24 protein-coding genes are annotated in these 16351 nt (G+C 68.6%); 15 read left to right on the top strand and 9 right to left on the bottom strand.

The annotated features are described in order from the left end of the window. The first annotated feature begins 29 nt into the window (after positions 1–29). The 3 genes from AL346_RS16830 to AL346_RS16820 all read left to right on the top strand — a co-directional run bounded on the left by AL346_RS16830 (position 30) and on the right by AL346_RS16820 (position 2361). The gene (locus AL346_RS16830; protein WP_019400113.1) at positions 30–866 is read left to right on the top strand and encodes an aldo/keto reductase; all 837 of its coding nucleotides are present in this window, start codon (positions 30–32) and stop codon (positions 864–866) included. Between the two features lie 150 nt (positions 867–1016). Continuing rightward, the gene (locus AL346_RS16825; protein WP_157672202.1) at positions 1017–1535 is read left to right on the top strand and encodes a lysozyme inhibitor LprI family protein; all 519 of its coding nucleotides are present in this window, start codon (positions 1017–1019) and stop codon (positions 1533–1535) included. A 34-nt stretch (positions 1536–1569) separates the two neighbouring features. Further along, positions 1570–2361 carry a YdcF family protein gene (locus AL346_RS16820; RefSeq protein ID WP_019400115.1) on the top strand — a complete coding sequence of 264 codons (792 nt, stop codon included), beginning with the start codon at positions 1570–1572 and terminating at the stop codon, positions 2359–2361. A 95-nt stretch (positions 2362–2456) separates the two neighbouring features. On the opposite strand, the gene AL346_RS16815 is transcribed toward AL346_RS16820, so the two are convergent. Both AL346_RS16815 and AL346_RS16810 read right to left on the bottom strand, forming a co-directional pair. Continuing rightward, positions 2457–2732 carry a DUF3253 domain-containing protein gene (locus tag AL346_RS16815; protein ID WP_019400116.1) on the bottom strand — a complete coding sequence of 92 codons (276 nt, stop codon included), beginning with the start codon at positions 2730–2732 and terminating at the stop codon, positions 2457–2459. Between the two features lie 31 nt (positions 2733–2763). Further along, a complete protein-coding gene (locus AL346_RS16810; protein ID WP_019400117.1) occupies positions 2764–3462 on the bottom strand; it encodes a DUF599 domain-containing protein in 699 nt (232 codons plus the stop codon). 144 nt (positions 3463–3606) lie between these two features. On the opposite strand from AL346_RS16810, the gene AL346_RS16805 reads away from it, so the two are divergent. Both AL346_RS16805 and AL346_RS16800 read left to right on the top strand, forming a co-directional pair. Next, positions 3607–4035: a rhodanese-like domain-containing protein gene (locus AL346_RS16805; protein ID WP_019400118.1), complete on the top strand. Its 429-nt coding sequence runs from the start codon at positions 3607–3609 to the stop codon at positions 4033–4035. A 37-nt stretch (positions 4036–4072) separates the two neighbouring features. Next, complete coding sequence (locus AL346_RS16800; RefSeq protein ID WP_245258824.1) at positions 4073–4414, top strand: DUF6665 family protein; 342 nt, start codon at positions 4073–4075, stop codon at positions 4412–4414. 88 nt (positions 4415–4502) lie between these two features. Here AL346_RS16800 and rpsI read toward each other — a convergent pair whose 3' ends face one another. The 4 genes from rpsI to AL346_RS25140 form a co-directional block, all read right to left on the bottom strand. Continuing rightward, the gene (gene rpsI / locus AL346_RS16795; protein WP_019400120.1) at positions 4503–4985 is read right to left on the bottom strand and encodes a 30S ribosomal protein S9; all 483 of its coding nucleotides are present in this window, start codon (positions 4983–4985) and stop codon (positions 4503–4505) included. A gap of 2 nt (positions 4986–4987) precedes the next feature. Next, on the bottom strand, positions 4988–5452 hold the full coding sequence (gene rplM / locus AL346_RS16790) for a 50S ribosomal protein L13 (RefSeq protein ID WP_019400121.1): 465 nt from the start codon (positions 5450–5452) through the stop codon (positions 4988–4990). Positions 5453–5658: 206 nt separating this feature from the next. Beyond that, positions 5659–6102: a PaaI family thioesterase gene (locus tag AL346_RS16785; protein WP_019400122.1), complete on the bottom strand. Its 444-nt coding sequence runs from the start codon at positions 6100–6102 to the stop codon at positions 5659–5661. Beyond that, positions 6072–6254, bottom strand: coding sequence for a hypothetical protein (locus tag AL346_RS25140; RefSeq protein WP_156332784.1), 183 nt, complete (start codon positions 6252–6254; stop codon positions 6072–6074). The genes AL346_RS16785 and AL346_RS25140 overlap by 31 nt, the downstream gene beginning before the upstream one ends. Between AL346_RS25140 and AL346_RS16780 the strand changes: the two genes are divergently transcribed. The 8 genes from AL346_RS16780 (at position 6229) to AL346_RS16745 (ending at position 12079) form a co-directional block, all read left to right on the top strand. Next, complete coding sequence (locus AL346_RS16780) at positions 6229–7044, top strand: enoyl-CoA hydratase (protein WP_019400123.1); 816 nt, start codon at positions 6229–6231, stop codon at positions 7042–7044. The two genes, AL346_RS25140 and AL346_RS16780, sit on opposite strands and share 26 nt — an antisense overlap. Continuing rightward, a complete protein-coding gene (locus AL346_RS16775; protein ID WP_019400124.1) occupies positions 7041–7622 on the top strand; it encodes a CoA-binding protein in 582 nt (193 codons plus the stop codon). Before AL346_RS16780 ends, AL346_RS16775 begins: the two co-directional genes overlap by 4 nt. Before the next feature lie 225 nt (positions 7623–7847). Further along, positions 7848–8174, top strand: a complete 327-nt coding sequence (locus AL346_RS16770) for a helix-turn-helix transcriptional regulator (protein ID WP_019400125.1) — start codon at positions 7848–7850, stop codon at positions 8172–8174. Continuing rightward, a complete protein-coding gene (locus tag AL346_RS16765) occupies positions 8171–8581 on the top strand; it encodes an SRPBCC domain-containing protein (RefSeq protein WP_019400126.1) in 411 nt (136 codons plus the stop codon). The genes AL346_RS16770 and AL346_RS16765 overlap by 4 nt, the downstream gene beginning before the upstream one ends. A gap of 52 nt (positions 8582–8633) precedes the next feature. Continuing rightward, positions 8634–8864, top strand: a complete 231-nt coding sequence (locus tag AL346_RS16760; RefSeq protein WP_019400127.1) for a hypothetical protein — start codon at positions 8634–8636, stop codon at positions 8862–8864. A gap of 4 nt (positions 8865–8868) precedes the next feature. After that, positions 8869–9369, top strand: coding sequence for a DUF1801 domain-containing protein (locus AL346_RS16755; protein WP_040403318.1), 501 nt, complete (start codon positions 8869–8871; stop codon positions 9367–9369). Between the two features lie 111 nt (positions 9370–9480). Further along, the gene (locus AL346_RS16750) at positions 9481–10761 is read left to right on the top strand and encodes an O-acetylhomoserine aminocarboxypropyltransferase (RefSeq protein ID WP_019400129.1); all 1281 of its coding nucleotides are present in this window, start codon (positions 9481–9483) and stop codon (positions 10759–10761) included. 25 nt (positions 10762–10786) lie between these two features. Next, a complete protein-coding gene (locus AL346_RS16745; RefSeq protein WP_019400130.1) occupies positions 10787–12079 on the top strand; it encodes an O-acetylhomoserine aminocarboxypropyltransferase/cysteine synthase family protein in 1293 nt (430 codons plus the stop codon). A gap of 10 nt (positions 12080–12089) precedes the next feature. On the opposite strand, the gene AL346_RS16740 is transcribed toward AL346_RS16745, so the two are convergent. Then, entirely contained in the window at positions 12090–12299 is a 210-nt protein-coding gene (locus AL346_RS16740) for a hypothetical protein (RefSeq protein ID WP_156332783.1), read from the bottom strand. A 230-nt stretch (positions 12300–12529) separates the two neighbouring features. Next, a complete protein-coding gene (locus AL346_RS16735) occupies positions 12530–13624 on the bottom strand; it encodes a COX15/CtaA family protein (RefSeq protein ID WP_019401854.1) in 1095 nt (364 codons plus the stop codon). Between the two features lie 133 nt (positions 13625–13757). Between AL346_RS16735 and AL346_RS16730 the strand changes: the two genes are divergently transcribed. Then, positions 13758–13973 carry a DUF2842 domain-containing protein gene (locus tag AL346_RS16730; RefSeq protein ID WP_019401853.1) on the top strand — a complete coding sequence of 72 codons (216 nt, stop codon included), beginning with the start codon at positions 13758–13760 and terminating at the stop codon, positions 13971–13973. A 21-nt stretch (positions 13974–13994) separates the two neighbouring features. Here the strand turns inward: AL346_RS16730 and AL346_RS16725 are convergent, their stop codons facing one another. Next, positions 13995–15050 (bottom strand): polysaccharide deacetylase family protein, encoded by a 1056-nt coding sequence (locus AL346_RS16725; protein ID WP_019401852.1) that lies wholly within the window; start codon positions 15048–15050, stop codon positions 13995–13997. 108 nt (positions 15051–15158) lie between these two features. Here AL346_RS16725 and AL346_RS16720 point away from each other — a divergent pair, with 108 nt between their 5' ends. Continuing rightward, on the top strand, positions 15159–16346 hold the full coding sequence (locus tag AL346_RS16720; protein WP_019401851.1) for a GNAT family N-acetyltransferase: 1188 nt from the start codon (positions 15159–15161) through the stop codon (positions 16344–16346). Positions 16347–16351 lie beyond the last annotated feature (5 nt).

Here is a 16351-nt window from a genome sequence, read left to right as displayed (position 1 = left end):
CCGACGTCCGAACGAACGAGGTATCCCGCATGACCGCTCCGCTCGTCGAAGCCAACGGCGCCGCCATTCCCGCTCTCGGGCTCGGCACCTGGGAAGCAACGAATGACGCCTGCATCGCTGCCGTCCAGTGGGCGATCGAGGCGGGCTACCGCCACATCGACACCGCCGCCCGCTACGGCAACGAGGAGGCCGTTGGCCAGGGCATCCGCGCCTCCGGCATCTCCCGCGACAAGCTCTTCGTGACGACGAAGGTCTGGTACGAGGACCTCTCGGAGAGCAACGTGATGCGCTCGGCCGAAGCGAGCCTCAGGCGCCTCGGCCTCGACGCGGTCGACCTGCTGCTCATCCACTGGCCGAACGCCAGCATCCCGCTGAAGGAGACGATCAAGGCGCTCGGCCGGGCGAGGCGCGACGGGCTCACGCGCCACATCGGCGTCTCCAACTTCCCCGTCGCGCTCCTCAACGAGGCGGTGGCGCGCTCGGACGAGCCGCTGGTGGCCAACCAGTGCGAATATCACCCCTACCTCGACCAGTCGAAGGTCCTCGACGCCTGCCGTCGCCACGGCCTCGCCTTCACGGCCTATTGCCCGCTCGGCCGCGGCCAGCTGCTCGACGAGCGTGCGATCATCGAGATCGCCGAGCGGCACGGCAAGACGCCGGCCCAGGTGGTGCTGCGCTGGCACGTCCAGCAGCCGGGCGTCGTCGCCATCCCGAAGTCCGCCAACCGCGAGCGCATCGCGCAGAACATCGACATCTTCGACTTTGCGCTCGACGAGGACGAGATGGCGCGCATCAGCGCCCTCGCCAGGCCCGACGGTCGCATGATCGACCCTTCCTGGGCGCCCGCCTGGGACAAGGCCGCCTGAGGACGCGAGCGGCGGCGGTTGCCTAGATCCTTCTCGCCCGGCGCGGCGGCTTCTCGCCAGTCCGGCGCAGGCATCGCCGCTTGACGCGGGGCTGCAGCCTGACGCCATGATCCCACCATGCAGGAACGGGATTCGATGCCGCAGCCTCCCATGCCGAGATCTGGCCGCCGCACCGCCGCGGCGGTTGCCGGCCTTCTCGCGCTCGCCGCGGCGGGACTTCCCGCCCCCGCGGCTGCGACGGAGCTGAAAAGCGCCGGTGAGGTCATCGCCGCCGATCGTGACGCGATGGCCCAGTGCCTCGGCGAGAGCGGCCGCGCCCCGTCGGCCTGCATCGGCTCCATCGCGCTCGTCTGCGCCCGGCGCGACGAGGGCGATCGCCGCGCGGCGGAGATCGCCTGCTCACGCCGTGAGGTCGCCGTCTGGCGCGAGCGCATGACGAGCGCGATCGCCGCCCTCGACGGCAAGCTCGACGGGGCGGCGCGCACCCATTTCACGGCCGTGCAGCAGGCCTGGGAGAGCTATGCGGACCTCAACTGCAGCTTCATCTCTCAGGCCTTCCCCGCCTCGCCGCGCGCGGCGGTCTTCGAGGCGGGCTGCGAGCTCAGGGAGGTGGCCGAGCGCACCATCCATGTCGAGCGGCTGCTGCGGCGGCTGAGCGAGACCCGCTGATCGCGGGCACCAGGCGGGGCAATACGGGGCGGTCATGTTTTTCTATCTCTCGAAGATCTTCTGGTTCTTCGTCACGCCGAGCAACGTGCTGACCGTCATCGCGCTTATCGGGCTCGTGCTGCTCTTCTCGCGCTACCGCCGCCTCGGCCGCGGCCTCGTGGCCATCGGCATCATCGGCTTCCTGATCGTCGGGGCCTCGCCGCTCGCCCGCATCTCGATGCGGGTCCTCGAGGACCGCTTCGCGGCCGTGCCGCGCCTCGATGGCGAGCCCGTCGCCGGCGTCATCGTGCTCGGCGGCGCCATCGGCATGAACCGCCATCAGATCAAGTTCACCGATGCCGCCGCGCGCATGACGGCGACGATCGAGCTCGCGCGCCTTCTGCCCGAGGCCCGCATCGTCTTCACCGGCGGCTCGGCCAGCCTGCTGACGGAAGAGGAATATACGGAGGCCGATGCGGCGCGGGCGCTGTTCACGGCCGTCGGCATGCGGACGGAGAATGTCCTCTACGAGGACCGCTCCCGCAACACGCGGGAGAATGCGCTCTTCACCCGCGACCTGGTGCAGCCGCGGCCGGGCGAGCGCTGGCTGCTCGTCACCTCGGCCTATCACATGCCACGCGCCGTCGGCTGCTTCGAGGCCGTCGGCTTCGATGTCGTACCCTATCCCGTCGACTTCCATGCCGACGGCAAGCCGGACGACTTTTATCGCCCCTTCCGCACCTTCTCGGAGGGGCTGCGCCTCGCGGACCTCTCGGCCAAGGAATGGGTCGGCCTCGTGGCCTACCGCCTGATGGGCTACACGCCGACGCTGCTTCCCAGGGGATGATCCCCGGCGCGGATCGAGGGCGGGAGCCTCCCCGCCCAGCGGGAGAGGGAATCAGCGCACGCGCCGCGCCCGTCGCGCTGCGGTATTGGAAATGATCACTCCACGCGCGGCAGGCCGATGCGATAGATGCCGCGGAAGTCGTCAGGGTCGACCGGCTTGCCCTTGCGGTAGATGACGAGGCGTCCCTCGTGCGCGAGGGCCACGGCGACGCGCCGGACGGGCTGCATCAGCGGGCCCCAGGCATCCGGGTGCGGGCCGGCGTGGGCGCGGGCGACCGCGGTGGGGTCGAGCGTCTTGCCCGGTCCGCATTCAGCGGCGAGCGTGAGCATGAGGGTGGCGATTTCGGCGTCGCGAGTCGCATCGGCTGTCATCGCTCCTGCCTGCCCCTCCCGGGCCGCCGCGTCAATCGCGTTCCCGCACGTCGAGCGCGGCCCGCGCCTCCGACGAGAACTGGCGCCGCGCCATGACGACGAGCACCGCGGCCGTCGAGAAGAAGAAGAGATAGGGGCTGAGGAACCAGCCGAGATAGGCGAGCGCGAAGAAGAAGGCGCGCTGGCCGCGGTTGAAGTGGCGCCCGGCGACGACCGCCATCTGCCCCGCCCGCGCGGCGGCCGCCCGGGCCGCGGCATCTGCGGCCCTGTCCTTCTCCGCCGCCGGCGTCGCGCCGATGAGGATCGCGGCATAGTTGAACAGGCGGTAGGACCAGGAGAACTTGAAGAAGGCGTAGCCGAAGATGATGACGATGCCGATGACCTTCAGCTCCCAGGCGATGCGTGTGGTCTGCAGGCCGAAGGGCAGGTCGGCGACGAGGCTGAGCACCTCGTCTGTCGAGCGCAGCAGGGCGAGCGCGCCGCCGATGACGATGAGCGAGGTGGAGGCGAAGAAGGCGGTGCCGTTCTGCAGCGTCGCCATGATGGTGGTGTCGACGATGCGCAACTCGCGCTCGAGCATCCGCGCCATCCAGACGTGGCGATAGTTGTTCATCATCACGTTGAGGCTCTGCTCGGCGAAGCGCGAGTGCTCGACGACGATCTTGTAGCCGATCCAGGCGACGACGAAAAAGCCGAGGGCGACATAGTCCGCCGGGCTGAAAACCTCCACGTGCCATCCCCATATAGATGTCCAATCACGAACATCGTGCCCGATGGCTGGTGCGGGAACAATCTGCGCGCCGCGATCTCCCCAAGGAAGAGGCGACCGCGCTAGCATGGCGTGCCAGCCGCGGGCGACGGGAGGATCGAGACGATGCCGCAGAACATCACCCTGGGTTACAAAAAGATGCTCGCCGAGGCCGAGCGCGCGGTCGAGACCCTCGACGCGCCGGCGGCCATCGCCCTGCACGGCCGCGACGACGTCGTCTTCGTGGACCTGCGCGACCCGCGCGAGCTGGAGCGCGAGGGCACCATTCCCGGTGCCTTCCATTGCCCGCGCGGCATGCTGGAGTTCTGGATCGACCCGGAGAGCCCCTATCACAAGTCGGTCTTCTCGCAGGACAAGCGCTTCATCTTCTTCTGTGCCGGCGGCTGGCGCTCGGCGCTCGGCGCGGCGACGGCCGCGCGGATGGGGCTCAAGCCCGTCGCCCATCTCGGCGGCGGCTTCGCCGCCTGGCGCGAGGCCGGCGGGCCGACCGGGCGCTTCGAACTGCGGGAGCAGCGGCCGGTGGCCGCGAAGTGATGCGGCAGCGATAAAGGCAACGTGAGCCGGGCAGCCGATGAGCCTGCGTCCCCCTCGCCTCACCTCCCGCGCCGATGCAACCGGCATGGCCTATGACGCCCTGCAGCAGGAGATGCTGCAGGAAAGCGCCTCCGCCCTCGGGCGTCTGGGGCGGGCGCTCGAAGCCGCGCTCGCCGCCATCGAGGCCTGCGATGCGGGACGCGGCGCCGACACCGACAGAGGGCGGCTGGTGCGGCAGGCGGGCACCGCGCTGTGGCACCTCGTCGTCCAGCGCGAGGCCTGCGGCCTGCGCTCGAGCGCCCAGCTCTACCGCGACTACCGGGTGCCGCAGGAGGTGATCAACGCCATGGGAATGGGGCCGCCGGCGGATAGGCGATAGTGGCCCGGTGCGCCACAGGCGAGAGCCGAAAACAAAAGGGCGGCCCGAGGGCCGCCCTTTTCGCGTGAAAGCGTGAAACGCGAGGCGATCAGCGCTTCGAGAACTGGAAGGAACGGCGGGCCTTGGCGCGGCCGTACTTCTTGCGCTCGACGACGCGGCTGTCGCGCGTCAGGAAGCCCTGCTTCTTGAGGACGGAGCGCAGCTCCGGCTCGTAGTGGGTCAGCGCCTTGGCGAGGCCGTGGCGCACGGCACCGGCCTGGCCGGAGAGGCCGCCGCCGGTGACGTTGACCATCACGTCGTACTGGCCGACGCGCTCGGTCAGCACGAGCGGCTGCTGCAGGATCATGCGCAGCACCGGACGCGCGAAATAGACGTCGAGCTCGCGGTCGTTGACGACGATCTTGCCGGCGCCGGGCTTGATCCAGACGCGCGCGATGGCGTCCTTGCGCTTGCCGGTGGCATAGGCGCGGCCGAGCTTGTCGAGCTTCTGCTCGTGCACGGGCGCCTCGGACACGGCCTGCGGGGCAACCGCCTGGCCGAGATCGGAAAGGCTCTGGAGGGTCTCGGCCATGATCAGGCGCTCCTCACGTTCTTCGAATTGAGCGCGGCGACGTCCAGCGCCTCGGGCTGCTGAGCCTCGTGCGGATGCTGCGAACCGCCGTAGACGCGCAGGTTGCCGAGCTGCTTGCGGCCCAGGGGGCCGCGCGGGAGCATGCGCTCCACCGCCTTCTCGACGACGCGCTCGGGGAAGCGGCCCTCGAGGATGAACTTGGCGGTGCGCTCCTTGATGCCACCCGGATAGCCGGTGTGGTGGTAGTACACCTTCTGCTCACGCTTGCGGCCGGTGAGCACCACCTTGTCCGCGTTGATGACGATCACGTTGTCGCCGCAGTCGACGTGAGGCGTGAAGGAGGGCTTGTGCTTGCCACGCAGGCGCATGGCGATGATCGAGGCGAGGCGGCCGACGACGAGGCCCTTCGCATCGATGAGCACCCACTTCTTCTCGACGTCGGCCGGCTTTGCCGAATAGGTCTTCATGGGTCTCTTCCGAGATGATGCGGAGACCTTCTCGAGGACCCCGCGGGAACACTGCAACGGCGCCGCACGGGGCAGCGCCGTTCAAGGTGGGCGTGCTCTACATGAGGCCGGCGCCCGCGTCAAGCGCGGCGGCGAGGCGACAACGCGGACAAACCATTAAATATCAATCACTTACCTATAACGGTATTATAATACCGCAATTTTCTTCACCGCGGCGGGATGGAATAGGTCCCTGTCGCATGGGCGACGGGCTCCTCCTCCCCGTCCGAGAAGATGGTGACCTCGCCGACAGCGAGGCGCTTGCCGAGCTTGAGCAGGCGGCAGTCGGCGAGAAGGTCGCGCCGGCCCGGCTTGCGCAGGAAGTTGAAGGACAGGTTGGTGGTGACGGCGAGGCCGACCGGGCCGATGGCGCCGAGGATGGCGACATAGAGCGCAAGATCGGCGAGCGCCATGATGGTCGGCCCCGAGATGGTGCCGCCGGGGCGGATGTGGCGCTCGTCATAGGCGCAGCGCAGGCGCGCCGACATCGGCCCCACCGCCTCGACGCCATAGATGCGCCCGCCGGCGTGGATCTGGGGAAATTCCCTGTCCAGGAACGCCTCGAGCTCGGCCACGCTCATCACCGGCTGCAACTCTGCCCATGCCGCCATGCGCGCATCCCCCTTCCCGTTTCATGGATCTCGACCATATTGCCTTGGTTGCAGCATGCCGTGACGCCGCCGACAATAGGCAGATCGGCAAACCGGCCTTCGGCGCCCGCGCCCGGCGAGGAATGCATGAATACCGAGACGACGATCGACACGCCCGTGCTCCTCGTGGAGGAGCCCGAGGAGGGCATCGCACTCCTCACGCTCAACCGGCCGAAGGCCCGCAACAGCCTGAGCGAGGCGCTGATGGCCGCCGTCAGCGAGGAGCTTGACGCAATTGCTAGCCGGCAGGACGTGCGCGTCGTCGTCCTTGCGGCCGCGGGCCCGGTCTTCTCGGCGGGGCACGACCTCAAGGAGATGACCGCCCGCCGCGCGGATCCCGACCGTGGACGCGCCTATTTCACGGAAGTGCTCGGCACCTGCTCGGCCATGATGCAGCGCATCGTGCGCCTGCCGCAGCCAGTGATCGCCGCCGTCGAGGGCGTTGCGACCGCCGCCGGCTGCCAGCTGGTGGCGAGCTGCGACCTCGCCGTCGCGGGAGCGGCGGCACGGTTCTGCACGCCGGGCGTCCACATCGGCCTCTTCTGCTCGACGCCGATGGTCGCGCTGTCGCGCAACATCTCGCGCAAGCACGCCATGGAGATGCTGCTGACGGGAGAGATGGTCGACGCGCAGGACGCGGCGCGCTTCGGCCTCGTCAACCGCGTGGTCGCCGAAGGCGAGGCGCTCGCGGCGGCGCTCGCCATGGCGCGCACCATCGCCGCCAAGTCGCCGCTGACCCTGAAGATCGGCAAGCGCGCCTTCTACGAACAGCTCGAGATGGGCCTGAGCGACGCTTACCGGCACGCCAGCGCCGTGATGGTGGAGAACATGCTGGCGCGCGATGCCGAAGAGGGCATCGGCGCCTTCATCGAGAAACGCGAACCGAACTGGCAGGGCCGATGATCCCGAACGCCCCCTCCTCCACCCGGGCCGCGGCGCCCGGCGCTGTGGAGCATGACAACTATTCCGATGCCTATATCCGCGACATCCTGAAGAGCGTGAAGACGATCGCGCTCGTCGGCGCCTCGGCCAATCCGGCCCGGCCGAGCTATATCGTCACGAAATACCTCCTCGAACGGGGCTACGACGTCATCCCGATCAACCCGGGGCTCGCCGGCAAGACCCTGCTCGGCAAGACGGTCTACGGCCGCCTCGCGGACATTCCCCACCCGGTCGACATGGTGGAGATCTTCCGCAACTCCGAGGCCGCGGGCCCGGTGACGGACGAGGCGCTGGCGCTCTCGCCGCTGCCCAGGGTCATCTGGATGCAGCTGTCGGTGCGCAACGATGCGGCGGCCGAGCGGGCCGAGGCGCGGGGGCTCAAGGTGGTCATGAACCGCTGCCCGAAGATCGAATACGGGCGTCTCTCCGGCGAGATCGGCTGGCAGGGCATCAATTCGCGCATCATCTCGGCCAAGAAGCCGGCCATGGCCGACAAGGGCTTCCAGAAGCGCACCATCTTCAAGCCGGGCGACCGATAGGCCGTTCGTTGGAGCGAACGGCGGAACGCTCCGGCAGAGCCGTTCCCCTTCCCGCTCTTTCCAATCGCCAATGACCCGCCAGGGCAGTTCCCGGCGGATCGACGGCGCCTGCCTTCGCCGGAAGCATCCCCATCGAGCACGCGCCAGCGCCCTCGGCCAGGAAGCCCATTGACTCACCCATAGCTCGCCAGTTATGGATTATTCATAGCTGGAAAGTTATCGATCGTGACATCGCAAGCCCACGACCTCCTCTTCAGGACGCTCGCCGATCCGACGCGGCGCGCCATCTTCGAGCGGCTGTGCCGCGACGGAGACCAGACGGTCGCCGCGCTGACGGCCAAGGCGGGGGTCTCCCAGCCGGCGGTCTCGAAACATCTCGGGATCCTGAAGCGGGCGGGGCTGGTGCGCGACCGTCACGAGGGCCGCCAGACGCATTACAGCGCGCAGCGCGCCGCCCTCGCCCCGCTGGTTGACTGGACCAGGCAGATGTCGGGTTTCTGGCAGGCCAGGTTCGATGACCTTGAAGACCTGCTCAAGAGAATGGACCAATGAGCGACACAGCCACCGAACGCCTTTCCGTCGTCGTCGAACGGGAATTCCCCTATCCGCCGGAAAAGCTCTGGCGCGCCCTCACACAGCCGCACCTCATCGAGGAATGGCTCATGAAGAACGACTTCAAGCCGGTGGTGAACCACCGCTTCAACCTCACCGCCGACTGGGGCGCGGTCGACTGCCGGGTCGAGACCGTCGAGCCCGACAAGCGGCTGTCCTATAGGTGGGACACCAAGGACCTCGAGAGCGTCGTCACCTGGACACTGACGCCGACGGAGACCGGCACCCACCTGCGCATGGAGCAGACGGGATTCCGGCCGGATCAGCAGCCCTATTACCGGGGTGCCATGGCGGGCTGGCCGCGGTTCCTCTCGGCGCTGGAAGAAGTCCTGACGCGGATCGATTGAGGCAGAGGCCGCCGGCCGTCGAAGCCGTTCCGGAAGAAAAAAGGACCTCCCGATGAACTGGAGCGCGTCGATCCGCCGTTTCCACCGGTGGCTGTCGGTTGCTTTCACCGTGGGCTTCATCGCCAACATCGTCGCCATGTGGGGCGGCACGGAGCCGCGCTTCTGGGTCTATCTCCTGGCGCTCGTCCCGCTCTTCCTGCTGTTTCCCACGGGCCTCTACATGTTCGTGCAGCCCCATGCCGCGCGGTGGCGTACCATGCGCCACATCCCGCAGGAGCAGTGAACGGATGACGAAGCCCCCCGCCAAACCTGCGAAAGCGGCCAAACCTGCGAAAGCGGCAAGGACGAAGACCGCCACCGGGGCTGCAACGGAAGCGGCGCAGCCGGGCGGGGTCGTTCTTCTCTCCGGGGGCAATCCCCAGATCCCCAAGGGATACGGCGATGCCCCCGTAGAGGCCTATATCGCGGCCATGCCGGGCTGGAAGAGCGAGCTCGGCCGCCGTCTCGACACGCTGATCGTGCGGACGGTTCCGGACGTGGCCAAGGCCGTCAAATGGAACTCGCCCTTCTACGGCATGGAGGGCCAGGGCTGGTTCCTGAGCTTTCATTGCTTCACGAAATACGTGAAGGTGACGTTCTTCCGCGGCGCGTCGCTCGATCCCCTTCCGCCCGGCCCGTCCAAGCACAAGGATGTGCGCTACCTCGACATCCACGAGGGCGGCCTCGATGAAGAGCAGTTCGCCGACTGGGTGAAGCAGGCCAGCCGCTTGCCCGGCGAGAAGATCTGAGCGGACGGCGCGCGCAGGCTTCACTCCTTCTCTCCTCCTCGTTGACGCCAAACGCGTCGTTCGTTATTACGAACGAACGCCTTTTAAAGCGAATGCCGGAGGAGATGTTCCATGGCCGACCGTGTGCCCGGGTTCAATACGCTTGCCATCCACGCCGGTGCCCAGCCTGATCCGGCGACCGGCGCGCGTGCCACGCCCATCTACCAGACGACGTCCTTCGTCTTCGACGACGTCGACCACGCGGCCTCGCTCTTCGGCCTGCAGGCCTTCGGCAACATCTACACCCGCATCGGCAACCCGACCTGCGCGGTGCTGGAGGAGCGCGTGGCGGCGCTCGAGGGCGGCACGGCGGCGCTCGCCGTCGCCTCCGGCCATGCGGCGGAGTTCCTGACCTTCCACGCCCTGCTGCAGCCGGGCGACGAGTTCATCGCCTCGAAGAAGCTCTACGGCGGCTCGATCAACCAGTTCAACCATTCCTACAAGAGCTTCGGCTGGAACGTGGTGTGGGCCGACCCGGACGACCTGTCCACCTTCGAGCGGGCCCTGACGCCCAAGACCAAGGCGATCTTCGTCGAGTCGATCGCCAATCCGGGCGGCGTCATCGTCGACATCGCCGCCATCTCGGCCATCGCCAAGCGGGCCAACATCCCGCTCATCGTCGACAACACGATGGCGACGCCCTATCTGTGGCGCCCCTTCGAGCACGGGGCCGACATCGTCGTCCATTCGGCCACCAAGTTCCTCGGCGGCCACGGCAATTCCATCGCCGGCCTCATCGTCGACGGCGGCACCTTCAACTGGGTCGGCGACGAGCGCTATCCGATGCTGTCGAAGCCGCGGCCGGAATATGGCGGCATGGTGCTGGGTGAGACCTTCGGCAACTTCGCCTTCGCCATCGCGACGCGGGTGCTCGGCCTGCGCGACCTCGGCCCGGCTTTGTCGCCCTTCAACGCCTTCCTCATCCTCAACGGCATCGAGACGCTGCCGCTGCGCATGCAGCGCGTCTCGGATTCGACGCTCACGGTGGCGCAGCACCTCGCCAGCCATCCGGCCGTCGCCTGGGTGAGCTATTCCGGCCTCGAGGGCGACCGCTATTACACGCTCGCCAGGCGCTACTGCCCGAAGGGCGCCGGCGCCGTCTTCACCTTCGGCCTCAAGGGCGGCTACGAGGCGGGCGTCAATCTCGTCTCGAAGCTGCAGCTCTTCTCGCACCTCGCCAATATCGGCGACACGCGTTCGCTCGTCATCCACCCGGCCTCGACCACCCACCGCCAGCTCAGCGACGAGCAGAAGGTCGCCGCCGGCGCCGGGCCGGACGTGGTGCGCCTGTCCATCGGCCTCGAAGACCCGGCCGATCTCATCGCCGACCTCGACCAGGCCCTGTCGGCCTGAGCCTGCCCGTTGCGGAGCGTGACCCATGAGCGTTGAGTGTAACAAGACGGGCTTTGCCACGCGGGCGGTGCATGCGGGTGCGGCGCCCGACCCGGCGACCGGAGCCCGGACGACGCCGATCTATCTGACGAACGGCTTCGTCTTCGACGATCCCGAGGAGGCGGCCGACATCTTCGCCCTGCGCAAGATCGGCTTCTCCTATTCGCGCGGCAGCAACCCGACGACGGCGGCGCTGGAGCGCCGCGTCACTGATCTCGAGGGCGGCACCCTATCGGTCGCCATCGGCTCCGGCCAGGCGGCACTCCTCGTCATCCTCCTGACGCTCATGGAAAGCGGCGACGAATATGTCGCCGCCAGCCGCCTCTTCGGCGGCTCGCTCGGCCTCATGCGCCGCCTCGAGCAGCGCCATGGCCTCAAGGTCCATTTCGCCGACCCGACCGACCCCGCCAGCATCGCGGCCGCCGTGACGGGGAAGACGAAGGCGATCGTCGTCGAATCCATCGTCAATCCCTGCGGCAGCGTGGTAGACCTTCAGGCGATCTCGGCCATCGCCAGGCGCCACAAGGTGCCGCTCATCGTCGACAACACGCTGGCGAGCCCCTATCTCATCCGGCCGTTCGAGCACGGGGCCGACATCGTCTTCCATTCGACGTCGAAGTTCCTCGGCGGCCACGGGCAGGTCATCGGCGGCATCATCGTCGACGGTGGCAGCTTCGACTGGGCGGGCGACGCGCGCTACCCGCTCATCTCGGCGCCCTGGGGCGACTACGAAGGCATCGTGCTCGCCGAGGCCTTCCCGAAGAACGCCTTTGCCGTCGCGGCCCGCCTCTATGGCCTGCGCGACCTCGGCCCGGGCATCTCGCCGGCCACCGCCTTCCTGACGCTGACCGGCATCGAGACGCTGCCGCTGCGTATGGCGCGCCACTGCGCCAATGCCAAGGCCGTGGCGCAGCACCTTGCCACCCATCCGGCCGTGGCGGAGGTGAGCTATCCCTCCATCGAGGGCCATCCCGGCAAGGCGATCGCCGACCGCTACAGCCCGGAAGGGGCAGGCTCCGTCTTCACGGTGGCGCTCAAGGGCGGGGACCAGGCTGCGACGCGCTTCATCGCGGCACTGAAGCTGTTCTCGCATATCGCCAATATCGGCGAGACGCGCTCGCTCGCCATCCATCCGGCGACGACCACGCACCGCAACATGCCGCCGCAGGAACGGGCGAAGGCAGGGGTTGGTGGAAATGTGGTGCGCCTGTCGATCGGGCTCGAGGATGCGGCGGACATCATCGCCGACCTCGATCAGGCGTTGGCGGCGGCCTCCTGAGCCGCCGCTCTCAGCAGTGATAGCCTGAATCGGCGGGCGGCCGGGCGCGGCGGCCCGCCTCGGACACCGTGGCGACAACCGGCCGCGGCTGGAAGAGTTCGCGTGCAGCTGAGTGCGGGCGGCCCGTGCGCCGGCGCGTCGCGCCCTCCGCGAGCTCGGCCATGCAGATGCAGGATGCAGCGATCCCGGGCCACAAACCCGCGTGGAAGATCGTCACCATGCCCGCCATCGACGTGCCCTCCATCAGCCACGGCCGTCGTCCGCCTGAAGCGAACCTTAACGCAGCTTTATCCTGAGCGCGACCGCCGCCCGCGGACGTGCGCGAGCACACGACTCATCCATTCGGACTAAAGCCGTCGACATCCGATGGGATGTCGCCCGAGGATTAACGGGGAAAGGCTTGCGCCGGCCTGCCGGCGCAGCGGCGCACAGCGGAAAAGGCTCGCGGCCTCAGGCCCGGGCCGGCACCACGAGCGGCGCCGGCTCGGGCATCCGGCGCCGGTGATGGACGCAGGCGCCGAGCAGCAGCACGGCGAGACCCTGGTGCAGCAGCGCGGCCCACAAAGGCACGACGAGCAGCAGGGTGGTGATGCCGACGAGTGCCTGGGCGACGACGAAGGCCGCGAGCAGCGTGGCCCGTCGCGCCGCCGCGCTCCCCGGCGCGCTGCGCAGCGCGTCCACCGCATGCCACAGGGCGAGTGCGAGCAGCAGATAGGCGCCGAGGCGGTGGTTGAACTGTACGAGGGCGATGCTCTCGACGAAGTTCTCCGCCCAGGGCGTGATCGGAAAGAGCGTCCCGGCGGCGGGCACGAGACGCCCGTCCATCAGCGGCCAGGTGTTGTAGGAGAGGCCCGCGTCGAGCCCGGCGACGATGGCGCCCAGCGCGATCTGCAGCACGGTGAGGCCGATCAGCAGGGAGGCGGTGCGCCTGAGGCGCGCCGGCGCATCCTCCGACGCGAAGCGGCCGAGCCCGGTCGCCACCCAGACGAGGGCGCCGAGGATGCCGCAGGCGATGAGCATGTGCAGCATGAGCTTGACCGGCGCGACCGCCGTCATGCCCGGCTTCAGGCCGGAGGCCACCATGATCCAGCCGACAGTGGCCTGCAGCCCGCCCATGGCGCCGATGGCGGCGATGGTCAGCAGCAGGCGCCCGCGCACCTGCCCACGCCAGGCGAAGAACGCGAGCGGCAGGAAGAAGGCGAGCCCGATGAAGCGGCCGAGCTGGCGATGCCCCCACTCCCACAGATAGATCGACTTGAACTCGGCGAGCGTCATGCCCTTGTTGACGAGCTCGTATTGCGGGATCTGGCGGTAGAGGTCGAACTCGCGCTGCCAGGCCTCCTCGCTCATCGGCAGGAGGGCGCCGGTGACCGGCTTCCATTCGGTGATCGACAGGCCGGAATCCGTGAGGCGCGTCGCGCCGCCGACGAGGATCATGACGAGCACGAGGCCGGCGAGCAGCCAGAGCCATGCCCGGACCGGCGCCATGCGGCGCGAGGCCTCCCGGTCGACCTGCGGGGCGGAAATGGAAACGGCACTGTTCATGGCGCGTGAAACTGTCTACTTCCTGCGGCTGCAAGGCCCTTGCGGCCTCGTTCGTCCCGCGAGACATAGGCCTTTGCAGGCGGCGGCACAACGAGCCGCACCGCCGCACCCTGGAACCGGATGAGGAGCCCCCATGCAACGGCGCACACGCAAGCTCGTCGGCACCATCGCGATGCTGATCTTCGTCTGCGTCTATGCGCTCGTCGTCATGGCACTCGCGCAGAGCCGCCTGCCCGAGATGGCGAAGGGCGTCGAGCTCCTCTTCTACGCCGTTGTCGGCATCGGCTGGATCATTCCGCTGCTGCCGCTGGTGCGATGGATGGAGCGCAAGGACAAAAGCGAGACTTGAGAATCCCTTGCGCAGACCTGTTCAAGCGACGTCGAGCTTGCGCCCCCGGTTCCACAAGAGGAAGGGCACGCCCGACAGGAGCGCCCGCGCCGCCACCCTCGTCTGGTAGAGGCCATTGAGGGACACGCGCGGCAGCGCGGTCAGATGCTGCGCGTGCTCCACGAAGAGATGGCCCGGACGCGTCGTCACGGCGGTCGCGAAGCCGGCCTCCCGGGTGATGGCGAATTCCCGCGGTCCCGCCGACGTCGGATCGCCGACGGGATAGGCGAAGTGCCGCACCGGCTGCCCGACACGCTCGGCGATGATGGCCCGGGAGCGCTCGATCTCCTCGCACGCCCGCGCCGCATCGTGTTTCGCCAGCATCGGATGGGTCAGCGTGTGGGCGCCGATGGTGACGCCCGGCACGCGCGCCAGCGCCGCGATCTCCGCCCAGTCGAGGCAGAGTTCCTCGACGAGCGCACGGCCATCGACGCCCGCCCGCTCGGCAAGACCCGCGATGACCGCGAGCAGCCGCTCTTCCGGCCCGCGCCGCAGCACCCAGTAGAGCTGCTCGAAGGCCGCGCTCTTTTCGGCATCGGTCCGGGCCGGATGGTCGAAGGCGAGGTCACCATCGTCGACCGCCACGTGATCGAGACGGCGCACGGCCTCCTCCAGCTCCAGCCACCACAGCCGTGCCGTGCGGTCGGCGAAACCGGTGGTGACGAAGACCGTCCAGGGGGCGCCGTGCCGCTCGAGGACCGGCTGCGCATGGACGACATTGTCGCGGTAGCCGTCGTCGAAGGTCAGCGCCAGGAAGGGCGCGGCGCCCGGGCGAGGATCGGCGAGCCGCTCCGGCACCTCGTCGAGCGGCACGAAGACGAAGCCCTCCGCCTTCGCGAGCGTCAGCACCTCGTCGAGAAAGCCGGGCGTCACCTCCAGAAGGGCATTGGGCGCAAAGCCGCGGCCGGCATCCGGGCGCACATGGTGCAGCATCAGGATCGCCCCCCTGCCCCGCGCCGCGCCGGCCAGCCAGCGGTCCGCCCCCGTCAGGCTGATCGCCTGCATCCCGAAGCTGATGATCGTGCTGCGTAGATTCATGCTTCCTTGGCCGTTTCCTTGCTAGGGGAAGGACAGAACCGCCCGCGCACCGGCGCGGATGCGGAATATTGCGTCATTCTGGAACAGGTCTTTGCAGGAATGGGAGCGATGACGACTACCCTCGACGTCTTCGACGATGCCCCGGCGGCAGTGCAGGACGCAAGCGTCGGCCTTGAGGTCGACGTCCTCGACGATCCGGCGGCCATCGCCTCCTGCTGGCGCGACTTCGAGCGCAAGGCGCTCATGTCGCCCTACCAGTCCCATGCCTGGGTCAGCGCCTACGACCATTGCTGGCAGGAGAGCCGGCGGCCGAAGCGGATGCTCCTTAGGGTGCGCGACGGTGCCGGCGCGGTGCGGGCGCTGCTGCCGCTCGACGTCTTCTCTCGCCTGGGACTGACGATGGCGACCATGCCGGGCGCCGGCCATGCCAATTTCCACATGCCGCTCCTGGCCCATGGGGCCGCGCCGTCCGCGGACGAATGGGCAGAAGTGCTGCAGCGGGCCGGCCAGGCTGCCGGCATCGACCTCTTCACCTTCCGCCATCAGCCGCAGGCGTGGCACGGGCAGGAGAACGCGCTCGCCGCCGTCATGTCCCAGCCGAGCCCGAGCAACGGCTATCAGCTCACGGTCGACTTCCCGGCCGCCGAGGCGCGCACGCGCATCCTGAGCCCCAAGCGCCGTCGCGTCTTCAAATCGAAGGAACGGGCCCTGTCGGAGCGCGGGGCATTCGTTCCCCGCCTGATGGAGAGCGAGGAGGACGTGCGGCGCGCGCTTGCCGCCTTCCTCGCCCAGAAGGCCGAGCGCTTCGCCGCGCAGAAGATCGCCAATCCCTTCGCCGATCCGGGCATCCAGGCCTTTCTGCTGGCCGCCTGCCTGCCGCAGCCCGACGGCAGCCCGCCGCCGCTCCGGCTCTACGCCCTGCTCATCGGCGACGAGATCGTCGCGACGCGGGCGGGCACCGTCTGGGGCACGCATATCAGCGTGATGTTCCACTCCTTCGACCAGCGGCCGGAGATCTCGCGCTCGAGCCCGGCGGAGGTCCTGTTCGTCTACATGATCGAGGCGATGGCCGCCGAAGGCTTCACGCATTTCGATCTCGGCGTCGGCGATCTGCCGTACAAGCGCGTCTTCTGCAAGGAGGTGATGGAGCTGCGCGACGGCATCGTCCCCGTGTCGGCGAAGGGACGGCTCCTTGCCCCGCCGCTCAAGGCCGCGGTCTGGGCCAAGCGTCGCGTCAAGCAGTCGGAAAGACTGTCGGCGCTCTACCAGCGGCTGAAGCCCTCTCCCGCAGCCTGACAGGA

This window comes from Chelatococcus sp. CO-6, assembly GCF_001271345.1.
In the GTDB taxonomy this organism is placed as follows: Bacteria; Pseudomonadota; Alphaproteobacteria; order Rhizobiales; family Beijerinckiaceae; genus Chelatococcus_A; species Chelatococcus_A caeni.
The sequence above is the reverse complement of the archived record's forward strand: the minus strand, read 5'-3'. Positions and strand labels throughout refer to the sequence as shown.